Below are 15,152 nucleotides of genomic sequence, written 5' to 3' on the forward strand. Positions count from 1 at the left end.
AGACAATATGGATAAGAATACGATAAACGATAGAAATTTGAGTCAAATTCGGGCTTTTCCTGTACTAATAGCGCTAGGATTAATTTTATCGCTGCTTTTTTTGGCATATGACAGCACAATTGCACTTGGAGTTGCTGCCGTTTCAATTTTGACTTTTCTTCAAGGATTTTTTATTAATGACCCTAATGAAGCAAGAGTGATAGAATTTTTTGGTCATTATATTGGAACTTATTTTAAGTCTGGAATATGTGTAACGCTTCCCTTTTCAAGCAAATATATAGTTTCCCTAAAATTTCAGAATATTAACACAGAAAAAATAAAAGTTAATGATGCAAATGGAAGTCCAATAGAGATTTCTGCAGTAATTGTTTGGAGAGTGAGCAGTCCTGCAAAGGCGTATTATAATGTTAACAACTATCACGAATTTGTTTTTGTACAAAGTGACTCGGTAATTAGAGAATTGGCGAGCAATTATCCGTATGACAGCGAGAGCAATGAGGAATCTTTACGTAAAAATTCTGATAAAATTTCAGATGAATTGCGGTCAATGTTACAACAAAGATTAGATATTGCAGGAATTGAGATTACAGAAGCAAGAATATCGCATTTGGCGTATTCGTCCGAGATTGCACAAGCAATGTTAAGGCGTCAACAAGCACATGCTATCACTTCGGCAAGAAGGCATATAGTGCAAAATGCAATAGGAATTGTCGAGGAAGTAATAGCTCATTTTGAAAAAAACAAAAGCTTACAATTAGATGGCAAGCAAAAGGTTCAATTGATAAATAATTTGTTGGTTGCCCTAATCTCTGAGCAAGATGCACAACCGACGATTAGTTTAGATAATAATTAGCATAGAAGCCGATTGGGTTTCATAAATGCAAGTCACTATTAATTTCTTGATTAATAGACTAAATGATGTTATAAATTACACGCATTAGGGGTGCTCTAGAAAAGCTGAGAGTACATAAAGTACAACCCTTTGAACCTGATATTGTTAAAGCAAGCGTAGGAAAATGTATGTATATAAATATTGAAGAATGCTTCGGCTTCATTGCGTTAATTGCATCTCTAATTGGATTATCACCTCAAGTATATAAAGCATATATCACTAAAGTTACTCGTGATGTATCGATGTTAATGTTAGTAAACTATCTTATTTGTTCATTGTCTTGGATTGGCTATGGTCTTTACCAGAGCTCAATTTTTGTGGTGCTTAGCAATATTGCTGGATTAGTGATTAGCATAATATCAATTATTCAAAAATGTTACTACGATGCAAAACCTGCACCATGATCATGTGCTGCACTGCAGTACACAACAACAATATCGTTCTATTGTAGTGCTAAATGGAAAAATACCGAGCTCATCGTTTTTTAAACGAGATATACCTATTATTGCTGTAGATGGAGGAGCAAACAAGCTTCTATCAATTGGCGTAAAACCTGATCTTGTAGTAGGAGATTTGGATAGCGTAAATCTGGATTTACGTGCTAATTTGAATACGATATATCTACCTGATCAAGATTATTGCGACTTTTCTAAAGCAATGGCTCACTTAAAAACAGTAAAGTTATTGCCATCAATAGTAACGGGTATTACTGGAGGAGCAATTGATCACATACTACAGAATATTAACATTTTTCTAAGTACGGGCAGTATCTTTTACACACCTTCACCTCCCATGGTAGGTTACACTTTACAAAAAGGTATTACCCATTTTTTTTCTTTGCCAAAAAATACTAAAATATCTTTACTTGGTATACCGAGAGCTCAAATATCAACTAAAGGATTAAAATGGGAACTGCACCTTAGTAATCTTGCTTTTCCGGGAAAAAATTCTTGCTTTAATCGAAGTTTAGGCAATAAGGTATCCGTAGAAGTACACAGTGGTATATGTCTAGCAATGATTTATTTAGAGACAGTAGATGATGCTGCAAGACATCATGTGCGTCAAGTTAAGAAGTAAATAGACTTCTTGCATAACCCAAACTAAGTAGAAAAAAGGTATCATCCAAGTAGCTGACACTGGTTCCTTTATGACGTGTCATTCCAGTTTCAGCTACTTGAATGACAGCAGTCCTACGTCATACCGCCGCGGTATCTCTTAGCCGCTAACAAGCAGCGGGATGACGAATTGCTTAACCATCATCTACACCGTCATACCGCGATTCATTCGCGGTATCTCTTAGCTGCTAACACGTAGTGGGATGACAAATTGCTTAACCGTCATACCGCCACGAACCGTCATACCGCCGCGGCGCTAACAAGAGATCCCGCTAACACGTAGTGGGATGACAAATTGCTTAACCGTCATACCGCTACGAACCGTCATTCTGCCGCGGCGCTAACAAGAGATCCCGCTAACAAGCAGCGGGATGACGAATTACTTAACCATCATTACACCGTCATACCGCGATTCATTCGCGGTATCTCTTAACATAGATCCCCTACTATACCTTAACATAGATCCCGCTAACACGTAGCGGGATGACGATTGTCGTTTAGCTATAAACATTAAGAAATTTACCAAACGAAAAAAAAGGCAAAAGAAGCCCTGAGGTTATTATCCGCTTTAAAATATTGGCGTTTTTTATGTTTTAAACGCTTGACAAGCGAGATTCAGCCGCTTTTAATTGCAACTAACTTACGCTGCAAACGTTTAAGAAATTTACTAAGCAGAAAAAAAGACAAAGAATCCCCGAGTTAGCTAGTCTTTTACTATCTCTGTCGAGTATTGGCATTTTTTGATGTCTTGTAACGCTTTATAAGCGCGTTCAGCTTATTTAGATAAAAATCTAGATGTAGATGGAGTTTTGTAAAGACATACAGTATCTATATACTGCAAAAAATTGAACATAAGACGCCGATACATTAAGTAATCCTTACCTTTTAATCTGCAGATTGGCGAAAGCAAATACAATAGCTTCAGTTTCATGATAGGGGAGCTGGCGGAGTTTGTCAAGCAAGTTTTTTCGTTTCTACTGAATGACAGTTGTGGCTTGGGAGGTAGTGCAAGAAGTCTATTGTATTACTGAATTATTAATAATCTAGTAATAGTGCCTGCTATGTAGCTAAAATTTTCCTTTAACTTAAGCTATATGTAGCTAAAATAACTTGGGTTTACCGACGATTTGACAAACGACAAATTCGTCATCCCGCTACTTGTTAGCGGGATCTAGAGATATCGCAGCGGTATGACCCTGACTTGCATTAGCTATGTATAATAAAGGGAATCTATGACAAAAGAATCATTGGTAAAAACTGATATAGTGAAAGTTGAAGACAAAAAGGCGGTAAGAAGCTTTTTTAAAATACTAGGTGGAGTGGCAGATGCTGTAAGATCGTGGATTGGTAACATCAGTCCTGATTTAAGCAACAGTCGCGATATCGATAGTTTAGTCTTGAAGATGAACGAGTGCTTAAATCCAAAGGGAGGGGAGGTTTCAGCACGTAAAAACGCTGTATCTCTTGGTAACTTGTACTTAAGCTTATCAGAGAAAGGTAAAATAAAATTTCTACAAACCCTGGCAGAAAAATTTAATCCGAATAAAGCGGAAATAGATGAGAAAATTAGAGAGTATAAGAAAAACCAAGATCCCGAGTTAAACTATAAATTTGAACAGGATTTAATAAAAATTCTTGAATCACCGCGTTCTAAAATATTGAAGCAATTTATTTCTTTACCAGAAGGCCTTAAGTTTATTGTTGATATGCGTTCTAACGTGCTTAAGCTAAAGAACCAATATAGAAGCTTGAATCCACTAGAAAGCGAATTAAAAAATATACTCTATACTTGGGTTGATGTTGATCTACTTGATCTTCGTCAAATCACCTGGGATTCACCTGCATCATTGCTAGAAAAACTTATAAAATATGAAGCTGTGCATAAAATTTCCTCTTGGGATGACTTAAAAAACAGGCTGGGTCTCTGTTTTGCTTTTTTTCATTACAAGATACCAAACGAACCTCTAATTTTTGTAGAGGTTGCATTGGTGGATAAGATTGCAGATAGTATTCAACACCTTTTAGATGAGTCAGTACCTTCAAATGATCCGAGTAATGCAAGCACTGCTATATTCTATTCAATATCAAACACTCAAGCAGGGTTATCTGGAATCAGCCTTGGTAATTTTTTGATCAAAAGGGTTGTAGAAAAGCTATCACAGGAGTTTAAAAGTATAAAAACATATGCAACTCTTTCTCCAATACCTGGCTTTACGAAATGGCTAAAAAACAATCTAAACCAAGATGTCACTTTATTGGGCAAACTAAATATAAAACAATCTAGTGCAGAAATTTTAGAAAGTGCAGAGCAATTAAAAATTAACGTTGAATGTATAAATGAAACTAAACAATGCATGCTTAAACTATGTGCATATTATTTACTAAAAGTGAATAATAGTAATGGGAATGCTTATGATCCGGTGGCGCATTTTCATTTAAGCAATGGTGCATCGATAAAACAATTAAACTGGATGGCGGATACTTCTGAAAAAGGTATTAGTCAGTCGGCTGGAATGATGGTAAATTATCTGTATGAGTTGCCTAAAATAGATAATAATCATGAAAACTATATGGTTAATAAAGTGATTTCCTGCTCGAAAAAAGTGTCGTCTATGTTGAAGGAGTAAATAGTCTCTTAATAAAGGATTGCCCTCACAACACTTAAAATGTAAAATGGTTCTACTTAAGTAAAATAGCCATAAATGAACAACATAAGAAATTTTGCAATAATAGCGCATATAGACCACGGTAAGTCAACGCTTGCTGACCGTTTAATAGAGGAATGTAACGGCCTTGAAGCAAGAGAAATGATCAATCAAATACTCGATTCAATGGATATAGAACGCGAACGTGGGATTACAATTAAGGCACAGACGGTAAAACTCAATTATACGGCAAACGACGGTAATCAATATTGCCTAAATCTCATGGACACCCCAGGTCACGTTGACTTTTCTTACGAGGTAAGCCGAAGCTTAGCCGCATGTGAAGGTTCACTTTTAGTGGTAGATAGTAGCCAGGGCGTTGAAGCACAAACCCTTGCAAATGTATATAAAGCTATTGACAACAACCATGAAATAATAGTTGTGCTCAATAAAGTTGATCTTCCTGCTGCAGATCCAGAAAAGGTAAAACTCCAGGTTGAGGAAGTAATTGGCATTGACGCAAGTGAGTCAGTTTTAATATCAGCAAAAACTGGACTTGGAATAAAAGATGTACTGGAAGCAATAGTAGCAAAACTTCCAGCTCCTCAAGGTGATGTAAATGCTCCACTGCAAGCAATTTTGGTTGATAGTTGGTATGACACTTACTTAGGAGTAGTAATTTTAGTGCGAGTTAAAAATGGAGTGCTAAAAAAAGGCATGAGAATTGTTATGATGTCTAATAATGCTACATATCAGATAGATAATATCGGTATTTTCACCCCTAAAAAAGTGATGACGGGTGAACTTTCAGCGGGTGAAGTTGGTTTTATAACTGCTTCAATGAAGGAAGTAGCAGACTGCAAGGTAGGAGACACTATCACTGAGGAAAAGAGACCTTGTAGTGAAGCACTTCCTGGATTTAAAGAAGTGCATCCTGTGGTATTTTGTAGCATTTTCCCTCACAAAACGGATGATTTTAAATATCTAAGGGAAGCTCTAGAGAAGTTACATTTAAATGATGCAAGTTTTACCTTCGAAGCTGAAACTTCAAATGCACTAGGCTATGGATTTCGTTGTGGTTTTTTGGGAATGTTGCATCTTGAAGTTATTCAAGAAAGACTCGAGAGAGAGTTTGATTTAGATCTAACAGCAACTGCACCGAGTGTTATATATAGGGTTACAACACGAAGTGGTGAAGTTTTGAATATTCATAACCCAAGTGATATGCCAGATCCAACGAAAATTGAAATTGTGGAAGAACCGTGGATTACCGCAACCATAATGGTTCCTGATCAATACTTAGGTGATATTCTATCTCTATGTGAAGAAAGGAGGGGAGAACAGGAGGATTTATCTTACATTGGTAACACAACAACAGCATTGTTAAGATATAAATTACCACTGTCTGAAGTTGTTTTTGACTTTTATGATCGATTAAAATCAATTTCCAAAGGATATGCAAGTTTGGATTGGGAAATTTCCAGCTATCTGGTAAGCCAAATAGATAAATTAAGCTTTTTAATTAATGGAGAGCCCGTAGATGCACTGGCTTGTATCGTTCACAAAAGTAGGGCAGAAAAAAGGGGGCGTGAAATATGTGCACGCTTGAAGGATTTAATACCACGTCAGCAATATAAAATCGCGATTCAAGCGGCAGTGGGCGGAAAAATTATTGCCAGAGAAACGATTAACCCATACAGAAAAGATGTAACAGCTAAACTCTATGGTGGAGATGTAACGCGAAGAATGAAACTACTTGAAAAGCAAAAGAAGGGTAAAAAAAGGTTACATTCTATAGGGAACGTAAATATTCCACAGAATGCTTTTATTCAAGCCTTGAAGATAAGTGATTGATCTTAAAAGACTTCTTGTATAGTTTTTGGCAACAACCGTTAGAAACGAAAAAACTTACTTGACAAACTCCGCCAGCCCCCTTATCATGAAACTGAAGCTATTTATTTATCTTCTCTGTACAGATTAAATGACAAAAAAACTCACGTATCTGGCGTCTCATGTTTAATTTTTTGCACTATGTGCACCTTATGTCTTTATCAAACTTCTACCTACATAAGCTGAAACGCGCTTATAAAGCGTTTAAAACATAAAAAAACGCCAACTTAAAAAATGGATAGTGAATAACTAGCTACCCTAGGGTTTCTTTTGCCTTTTTTTCTGTTTAGTAAATTTCTTAATGTTTCTAATTTAGATTAGTTGCGGTTTAAAAGCAACTGAATCGCGGTTATTAAGCATTTAGAATAAAAAAACGCCATACTTGAAAGTATAATGTAAGTAATTAGCCAACCACGGGGCTTCTTTTGCCTTTTTTTTCATTTGGTAAATTTCTTAATGTTTATGGCTAAACGACAACCGTCATCCCGCTACTTGTTAGCGGCTGAGATACCGCGGCGGTATGACGTAGGACTGCTGTCATCCCAGTGCTTGACACTGGGATCCAGTTGAGCTATTTCAACAAAAATACTGCATTTGAGATGAACGTTCCAGACTTATTTATAAATATAACAATTAAAGTCTGGATTCCAGCGTCAAGCACTGGAATAATATCGTTTACTATGTCTATATTACAATATTTGTGCAGTTGTGTGTCAACTACTTTTGTGGCACCGTTTGTTATTCAATCTTTATGCTAGTTTTACTAAAAATTATAGTATTTTAGGTATAATTGCAATATCTAAATTTAAGGTATAGAGATGAACCCTAGGAAAGTTTTTAATATTCTTTTTATAGTATTATTTATTTCTTTTTCTCATGTTGGGAGTGCTGCCGCTGACACTAATACTGATACAACTGCTCAAGTAATATGTAACATTATTGGCTACGTTTGGGGAATAGGCGGACCGCTTATGACCGTAGTGATAATAGGTGCAGCTTTGCTTGCGATATTTGGTAGAATGCCATGGCCAGCTCTTTTTGCACTCGGTATATTTTGTGCTGTATTTTTCGGTGCTAAAACTATCGTCATAAAAGTAATGGGTGGTATAGGCGGCACTGGAAATACTTCTTTGATGGACCAATGCGGAACAGGAGACACAAAAAAGAACTATTTTTTTCTAAAACAGACCTGATGCACGGCTTCAACTATATCTTCCACTTGCGGTAATGCTTTTTTTTCTAGATTTGCAGCGTAAGGTAAGGGGATGTCCTTGCCAGTTACACGTACAACTGGAGCATCAAGGTAGTCAAATCCTTGTTCCATAACAACGGCTGACAGCTCTGCTCCTATTCCTGCAAATGGCCATCCTTCTTCTACACTAACTAACCTATTAGTCTTCTGAATAGAGTTAATAACAGTTTGAGTGTCAAGTGGTCTTAAGGTTCTGAGGTCAATAACTTCAGCTTCTATACCTTTACTCGAAAGTAAATCTGCTGCATTTAAGGCATCCATTAATTTTAATGAAAAAGCAGTGATAGTTACATCCTTTCCTTCCCGTATAACAGCAGCTTTGCCTATCTCAAGTAGATAATCTTTGTTTGATAGCTCAGAGTCAGAAACTTCATGCTCATGTCCATAAGCTATTTCGTTTTCTAGAAATATTACCGGATTAGGGTCACGAATTGCAGCTTTAAGCAGACCTCTGCAATCTGAGGCAAAATAGGGTGCTATTACTTTTAACCCCGGTATATGCGAATACCAAGCTGCAAAGCATTGAGAATGTTGTGCAGCAACTCTTGCTGCAGCGCCATTTGGTCCACGAAATACTATAGGGCATCCAAGTTGTCCGCCTGACATATAATTTGTTTTTGCTGCGGAATTCACAATTTGGTCAATAGCTTGCATAGAAAAATTAAAAGTCATAAACTCGACTATTGGCTTTAATCCAGCAAATGCCGCTCCAACAGCAAGGCCAGCAAATCCATGTTCGGTAATAGGCGTATCAACTACTCTGTTTTCTCCAAACTCTTTCAGTAATCCTTTCGTTACTTTATAAGCACCATCATACTCTGCAACTTCTTCACCCATGATAAGCACATCAGAGTCGTTTTGCATTTCTTCTCTAATTGCTGTGCATAAAGCTTCTCTTACACTTAAGGTTGCCATTTATAAACTTTTATAGACTTTAACTAAAGTAACTATATCAGAATTACTGGGGGTAAGTAAAGTGTACAAATTAAGTTTTACAAACATCATGACCAACTCATTCCAAAAAAAAATCTTCTCACGCTTGCTGGTTTTGGTTGCTAAAAATGATTGTATTGCTTGTGTTTTTAATAATATATACTGCTAAGTTAATAATAATTCACTTGGGAATAACAGAAAAATACATGATAATTTTATATTTCAAATAGAATAAAATCCTTTTTATTGATACTGTCTTTTTTTGTAAAAAACATTCCTAACTTTTCCACCACTTTTTCTGGCTAAGGTCAGTATAACTTTTGCTTGAAATAACTGTTTATATGGTGCAATTTACAGCTTTTAGTTGCTAAAATTATAACTCTTAATTTAATAATTTTAATCCAATAAGCTTTCAGGTTAATAAAATTAAATTATTTGAGTAAATGCAATACCATGTCTTTATTTGTGGGTAATAATAAGAATAACGAAGGTTGGCTCAGCTACACTTCTATAATTTCAATTTTTATGTTTACCGTATAAAAGAAGTTTCTTCTATCTGTGTCTTCGCGTTTGAAACTAACTTTATTCTATCTCTTTCTTGTTCTGGACTTAACCTGTGAAGCGCGTAACTGAAATCTTCCTCACTCACTATAAGCCGTCTTTGCGCACCAGCGCTAATTTTTGCTTCATTCACTAATTGCTCTAACTCAGCCCCAGAATAGCCTTCAGTCTTGTCTGCAATGTCTTGGAGGCTTAGCTTTTCATCAGTTTTTGTACCTCGCATATAAAGTGCCAATATCTTTTGTCTCACCTCTATGTTTGGATTAGGGACATAAACCTTCTGACCTAAACGTCCAGGTCTAATAAGTGCTGGATCTATACCACCGATAAGGTTAGTTGCACCAATTACTATTATATCTTTTCTGCTCTTAAATCCATCTATTTCAGTTAACAACTGTGTTAAACTCTCTCGACAATGGTAAGCTGAGTTATTAGCGGTACTTCTTTTTTGTGCAACTGCATCTATTTCATCTATAAAGACTATACAAGGAGAATATTTTTTTGCTATTTTAAAAAGCTCGCGTACAGCATGTGCACCATGACCAATATATACTCCAATAAGTTCAACCTGAGATGCTTATGAAATTCATATTTGATTCACCTGCAATTGCACGAGCGATAAGTGTTTTACCATTTCCAGGAGGGCCATATAATATGTAACCTCTTAGTGAATTAATACTTTTATTTCCAAACAGCTTGCGCATTTCTTCTGTCATTTGGTCACAGCAAATCATCTGCAACCGTTGTTTTAAGGAGTCATCAATTATAGCATCAGCAAATGTTATTCTTTTATCATCTGAATTAGCTAATTCTATCGATATAGGCAGCTCTACTTCCTTTAGTTTGCTGAATACTTGATCATATACAAACCAAACAATAAAAAGGAGAACGACAAGTAACACACAAGGCATAGCTTCACTAACAATGTGCAGCTAACTCATACCCTTTACTAAGCAACATTGTATGCATATAGGCAAACAAAAAAGCGATAGAGACAATAGTTGCCACGCATAGTAAACAGATTGAAATTCTTTTTAGTAATTCTGAAATTTCAATTTTTTTCATCTTAATACCTTATACCAATTTTAAACTAAGAATAATTTTATCTAGCTTACCTATTTTAGCTTGATTAGAGCGTTCAGAAAAATTATCAAGTACGTACTTTATTAAATACTAAAAACAATATATCACCATATTGTCACATACATCTTTAAAGTTTACCAAATTCATTTTCAAAAAACAAGATTTTATTATTAACCCGAATTCTGGATTAGATTTTAGGTAAATTATTGAAAGTCTTGAATTTTACTAAATTAGTAACTAGTCTTAAAATGCTTACTGCTTTATCGTAAATGCTAAAACAATAAGCTATTGATATTCTTGTTTTTTTTAATCTCCAATCCAGAATTCGGGTTAAAAACGCTAACTTGTATCTTCAAGAAGTAAGACATAATAGCTCTAAAATGTCTTGCAAGGAAAGGTAAAGCTGAACGCTAACTTATGCCAGAAAAATACCGTCTTGTTTGCCTTTTTGAGTAGTATCATCTTATTTTTCCTGTAAATTTTGTTTATAACGCCTAAGATTTACGATATTTTAATCCCGGTAGAATATCTTATAAAATCAGATTATATGTTATACCTATGGAAATAGATAACTTTCAGCAATATTACAACCAAGAAGAAATGAAGACAGTAACATTAGCTCAAATTTATAAAGACTTGGTAATAAAGATATTCGATATAGCCACAAGCAAAATGTAAGCTACTATTAATGGTATTATGGAAATAGCACCAACGATACCACCTACTATACCTACTACCAGAGGTGACGGAGTAGTAAGGCTTAATATAATAAGTGGGAGAGATATAATTGATAGTATTATAGAAATTACACCTACTGTTTTCAGAAGAGATAGAAATCCTTTTGAATCTAAGTGTTCTTTAATTCCCTTAAATAATATAAAGAAAATGCTTATACACATTATAGCTGCTGCTATAAGTGCTGCTAAATAAGCTATATTCATTGCAATTATCACACACCATAATAAAAAAGTCAACTCCATATGTTTAGGTTGTAAAATCCCAAAAAGCAGCCAGAATAGAATAAGCAAACATTTACGAATTGAATTTAGTGCAAACAAGGGTGTTGATATCAACCATACTCTGCAGAATCGCAATATGGTATGACTACATGCTTTTTATTGATTTGATTTACATAATCAGCAGAGAGTTTTGTTTTGCAAAAGATGTCTACAGTAACATACTGCAATTATTTGGAATTGTAGGGCTAGGTGCAATTGTAAGGCCACTTGGTGCATTCATATTTGGTCACGTTGGTGACAGGTATGGAAGGAGGATAGCATTAATAATTACTATCTTGCTAATATTGATACCATCAAGTCTCATTGCATTTATTCCAAGTCACAATCAAGTAGGTATAATTTCTACTATATTGCTTCTTGCAATCCATATAACACAAGGAATTGCACTTGGTGGTGAACAAGGAAGTTCTGTTTATCTTATAGAGCATTTATCCAGTAGGAAAGAGAACTTAGGGATGTATTTTGGAATGATGGGTTTTGGTCGCTCCATTGGCGTCTTGCTTTCTGCGGTGATAGTGATTATCTGCAAAAAAACTACTGATTTTTGTACCTGGGGTTGGAGATTGCCATTTATTTTCTCAGCTATTTTAGGATTAATTAGCGCGTATAGCATATACACATTGGGAGAAACTCCAGCATATGAAAAAAATCGAAAACAAAGAAATTTACCTGATTTGCCAATAATAGAGCTTATAAAACGCCACAAGAGAGCTCTTATACTTGCTATTTTAATATCTGTACCTGCTAATGTTGCTGTTGGATTTACCATATTTCTTCGAACTCTCGCAAAGGAAATAGCATCAGTGGATGTTTATGTAACAACATATATCAACGAAATTGTATTGATTATAACCAGTGTATTAATGCCGATATCTTCAATAGCGTTTGGAATGTTGGCTGATAAAGTTGGAAAAGAGCGCACTGCAATCTTATTTATAGCAATTACAATGGCACTGTGTTGTCCTGCGTTATCTATTGCATATTACTATAAAAATTATCTTGTGATTGCGTTGAGCGTAATGGTTCTCTCTATAATAGAAAGGGGTATAGTTCCCATAGGAATAGTTGCATCTGAACTCTTTCCTACCAATGTTAGATTTAGTGGTGTGAGCTTATCACGCAATATCTCTTATGCGTTACATGGAGGATTTACTCCTATGGTTTGTATTTGGTTGACTGTAACATTTCCTCAAACAAACCTTGCTGCTGGGCTTTATATAGTCTTCTGCTTGTTGATCAGTGTGGTAGCAATATTGCAAATAAAACCGCAAGATAAAAATTTTGATTTGTGAAAGTTCTCAGTTTTCTCTTAGATTTATACCGTAACCTAAATTAGGTCCTTAGTTTCTCAAAAAAATCCTTTAACAAAAAAGAGCATTCTATTTCTAATATCCCACCATAAACTTCAGGTATATGGCTGCAAAATTGAAATATCTTAGCACCATTTTCAATTCCTCCACCTTTTGGATTATAAGCTCCAAAGTACAATCGTTTAATTCTGGCAAAGGAAATAGCTTGAGCACACATCGGACATGGTTCTAATGTTACGTACATATCAGCATCACAAAGCGTGGGAGTTGAAAATGCTTGTCTGATCGCTAACATCTCTGCATGTGCAGTTGGATCGCTGGATATATTGTGTGCAGAAGAAATGATATTGTCTCCACTCACTATTACAGCACCTATGGGCACCTCATCATTTTTTTGAGCGAGTTTGGCTTGCTCTATGGCAAGCTCCATATATTGATACTTAAACACTAGGCACTTATTTCTTATCAATTGCTGCTTTAACGAACGACACGAAAAGAGGATGAGGAGAAAACGGCTTTGATTGAAATTCTGGATGAAACTGCACACCAATAAACCACGGATGACTCTCTAACTCCACTGCCTCTATGCACGTTCCATCTTCTGATATGCCACTGCATAGCAGCCCATTTTTTTCCAAATCATCTTTATAATCTGAATTGATTATGTATCTATGCCTGTGTCTTTCTGAAATAGTAGTGTTACTATATGCATCCATCATTTTAGAGTTTGCATTTATATTACATTTGTATGCCCCAAGTCTCATGGTTCCACCAAGATCGTCATCTTGATCGCCAGCTAACTTAACGATTGGATGTTTACAGTTACGAAATTCTTCAGAGTGTGCATCTTCAAGCTTAACAACATTACGAGCAAATTCAATAATTGCAAGCTGCATACCAAGGCAAATTCCGAAAAATGGGATATTATTTGTACGGGCATAATTTATTGCTAATATTTTACCCTCTACTCCGTCATCACCAAACCCCCCTGGAACAAGGATTGCATGAGAATTCTGTAATTTCTCTCCTATAAGTTTTTCATTTATAGGTTTTTCTTCCTTCTCTCTTGAGTTAACCCAATTTATCTTTACTTTGACTTTATTACTAATCGCACCATGATTTAATGCTTCAACCAGTGATTTGTATGCATCAGGGAATTCGGTGTATTTTCCCACTATAGATACAGTAACTTCCTGTGTTGGGTGCCTTATGGAATGCACTATTTGATCCCATTCAGTCAAGCTTGGTTTTGGCTTACTTAAATGAAAGTGCTCCAAAATTTGCGTATCAAGCCCACATTGGCTATACAACACCGGTAACTCATATATATGACTCACATCAGGGGCAGGTATCACATTGGATAAAGAAACATTGCAAAGCTTAGCTATTTTCTCTCTTTGATTATCGAAAATTTCTTTCTCACTGCGGCATAATATAATATCTGGTTGTAACCCCGCGGAATTTAACTCTCGAACTGAATGCTGCGTTGGTTTTGTCTTTAATTCTTGCGCTGCGGTAAGATATGGTATTAAAGTTAAGTGAATAAGGATAACTCTTTGTTTTCCTAATGTGTAGTTAACTTGACGTATAGCCTCCAAAAATGGTTGGCTTTCAATGTCACCTACAGTTCCGCCTATTTCACATATTACAAAATCTAAACCTTCCGTACCATTAAAAATGAACGATTTGATCAAATCTGTCACATGAGGAATGACTTGCACAGTTTTGCCCAGATAATCACCACGCCTCTCTTTCTTCAATAACTCATGATATATCTTACCAGTTGTTATATTGTCATCTTTTGTTGCTTTAATTCCAGTAAAACGCTCATAATGCCCAAGATCCAAATCAGTTTCAGCACCATCCTCGGTCACAAATACCTCTCCGTGCTGAGTTGGGTTCATTGTCCCAGGATCAATGTTGAGATACGGGTCAAGTTTTCTGATACGGATCTTAAAACCGTGAGCTTGAAGAAGCGCACCAACGCTTGAAGCAACTAAGCCTTTACCAAGCGATGACACAACTCCACCTGTAACAAAGATAAATTTAGCTTCCTTCATTAATTTTCAAATGGAACAGAAGTAGGTTCACTTTCTTGCTTTTTTTCTAATATAATTTTCTCTGCAATCGATTTTTTATGTACGTCTTTTGAATATAATCCTGACAATAGCAATGTGTTTATAATAAACAATCCAGCAACAATAGCCGTTATTCTGCTGAGCGGGTTTTCAGAAGATTTCACTGGAATCATCGAATTGACCCCCTGTTGTGTATTACTAAAACCACTTAACGAACTACTTCCAGGCGGCTGCAAGAGCACTAAAATTACTAACACAACAACCAATATTATTTGAAATATACTTAATACCGCTACTGACATTATAGATAGGGCTGAAAATAAAAATCTTAGCAGTACAAAGCACGTAAGTCAAGAACATCTGTCACCCAAATA

14 protein-coding genes and 1 riboswitch are annotated in these 15,152 nt (G+C 35.8%); of the genes, 8 read left to right on the forward strand and 6 right to left on the reverse strand.

Going from position 1 to position 15,152, the window contains the following annotated elements:
- Positions 1 to 7 precede the first annotated feature (7 nt).
- The 6 genes from ACJZL3_RS02595 (at position 8) to ACJZL3_RS02620 (ending at position 7,735) form a co-directional block, all read left to right on the forward strand.
- On the forward strand, positions 8 to 853 hold the full coding sequence (locus ACJZL3_RS02595) for an SPFH domain-containing protein (RefSeq protein WP_010962624.1): 846 nt from the start codon (positions 8 to 10) through the stop codon (positions 851 to 853).
- A gap of 76 nt (positions 854 to 929) precedes the next feature.
- A riboswitch (TPP riboswitch) is annotated at positions 930 to 1,032 on the forward strand.
- Entirely contained in the window at positions 1,021 to 1,296 is a 276-nt protein-coding gene (locus ACJZL3_RS02600; protein ID WP_006280002.1) for a SemiSWEET family sugar transporter, read from the forward strand. Its footprint overlaps the riboswitch before it by 12 nt.
- Positions 1,277 to 1,969 (forward strand): thiamine diphosphokinase, encoded by a 693-nt coding sequence (locus tag ACJZL3_RS02605; RefSeq protein WP_010962623.1) that lies wholly within the window; start codon positions 1,277 to 1,279, stop codon positions 1,967 to 1,969. Before ACJZL3_RS02600 ends, ACJZL3_RS02605 begins: the two co-directional genes overlap by 20 nt.
- A gap of 1,270 nt (positions 1,970 to 3,239) precedes the next feature.
- Positions 3,240 to 4,634 (forward strand): malonyl-CoA decarboxylase, encoded by a 1,395-nt coding sequence (locus ACJZL3_RS02610; protein ID WP_419198910.1) that lies wholly within the window; start codon positions 3,240 to 3,242, stop codon positions 4,632 to 4,634.
- Between the two features lie 75 nt (positions 4,635 to 4,709).
- A complete protein-coding gene (lepA, locus tag ACJZL3_RS02615) occupies positions 4,710 to 6,506 on the forward strand; it encodes a translation elongation factor 4 (RefSeq protein WP_010082651.1) in 1,797 nt (598 codons plus the stop codon).
- A gap of 854 nt (positions 6,507 to 7,360) precedes the next feature.
- Positions 7,361 to 7,735: a TrbC/VirB2 family protein gene (locus ACJZL3_RS02620; protein ID WP_006279664.1), complete on the forward strand. Its 375-nt coding sequence runs from the start codon at positions 7,361 to 7,363 to the stop codon at positions 7,733 to 7,735.
- Here the strand turns inward: ACJZL3_RS02620 and ACJZL3_RS02625 are convergent.
- The 3 genes from ACJZL3_RS02625 to ACJZL3_RS02635 all read right to left on the reverse strand — a co-directional run bounded on the left by ACJZL3_RS02625 (position 7,711) and on the right by ACJZL3_RS02635 (position 10,199).
- Positions 7,711 to 8,709, reverse strand: coding sequence for a pyruvate dehydrogenase complex E1 component subunit beta (locus ACJZL3_RS02625; RefSeq protein ID WP_010082654.1), 999 nt, complete (start codon positions 8,707 to 8,709; stop codon positions 7,711 to 7,713). The two genes, ACJZL3_RS02620 and ACJZL3_RS02625, sit on opposite strands and share 25 nt — an antisense overlap.
- Before the next feature lie 547 nt (positions 8,710 to 9,256).
- Positions 9,257 to 9,847 carry an AAA family ATPase gene (locus tag ACJZL3_RS02630; protein ID WP_419198961.1) on the reverse strand — a complete coding sequence of 197 codons (591 nt, stop codon included), beginning with the start codon at positions 9,845 to 9,847 and terminating at the stop codon, positions 9,257 to 9,259.
- A gap of 4 nt (positions 9,848 to 9,851) precedes the next feature.
- Entirely contained in the window at positions 9,852 to 10,199 is a 348-nt protein-coding gene (locus ACJZL3_RS02635) for an AAA family ATPase (RefSeq protein WP_419198911.1), read from the reverse strand.
- Between the two features lie 868 nt (positions 10,200 to 11,067).
- Between ACJZL3_RS02635 and ACJZL3_RS02640 the strand changes: the two genes are divergently transcribed.
- Positions 11,068 to 11,301 (forward strand): hypothetical protein, encoded by a 234-nt coding sequence (locus tag ACJZL3_RS02640; RefSeq protein ID WP_419198912.1) that lies wholly within the window; start codon positions 11,068 to 11,070, stop codon positions 11,299 to 11,301.
- 178 nt (positions 11,302 to 11,479) lie between these two features.
- On the forward strand, positions 11,480 to 12,682 hold the full coding sequence (locus ACJZL3_RS02645; RefSeq protein WP_419198962.1) for an MFS transporter: 1,203 nt from the start codon (positions 11,480 to 11,482) through the stop codon (positions 12,680 to 12,682).
- Positions 12,683 to 12,722: 40 nt separating this feature from the next.
- On the opposite strand, the gene ACJZL3_RS02650 is transcribed toward ACJZL3_RS02645, so the two are convergent.
- The 3 genes from ACJZL3_RS02650 to secG are packed head-to-tail and all read right to left on the reverse strand — an operon-like array spanning position 12,723 to position 15,080.
- Positions 12,723 to 13,130 (reverse strand): nucleoside deaminase, encoded by a 408-nt coding sequence (locus ACJZL3_RS02650; protein WP_010962617.1) that lies wholly within the window; start codon positions 13,128 to 13,130, stop codon positions 12,723 to 12,725.
- 25 nt (positions 13,131 to 13,155) lie between these two features.
- Entirely contained in the window at positions 13,156 to 14,760 is a 1,605-nt protein-coding gene (locus ACJZL3_RS02655; RefSeq protein WP_015588967.1) for a CTP synthase, read from the reverse strand.
- A complete protein-coding gene (gene secG / locus ACJZL3_RS02660) occupies positions 14,760 to 15,080 on the reverse strand; it encodes a preprotein translocase subunit SecG (protein ID WP_010962615.1) in 321 nt (106 codons plus the stop codon). The genes ACJZL3_RS02655 and secG overlap by 1 nt, the downstream gene beginning before the upstream one ends.
- Between the last annotated feature and the right edge of the window lie 72 nt (positions 15,081 to 15,152).

Source organism: Wolbachia endosymbiont of Rhagoletis cingulata (assembly GCF_048537655.1).
GTDB lineage: Bacteria > Pseudomonadota > Alphaproteobacteria > Rickettsiales > Anaplasmataceae > Wolbachia > Wolbachia pipientis.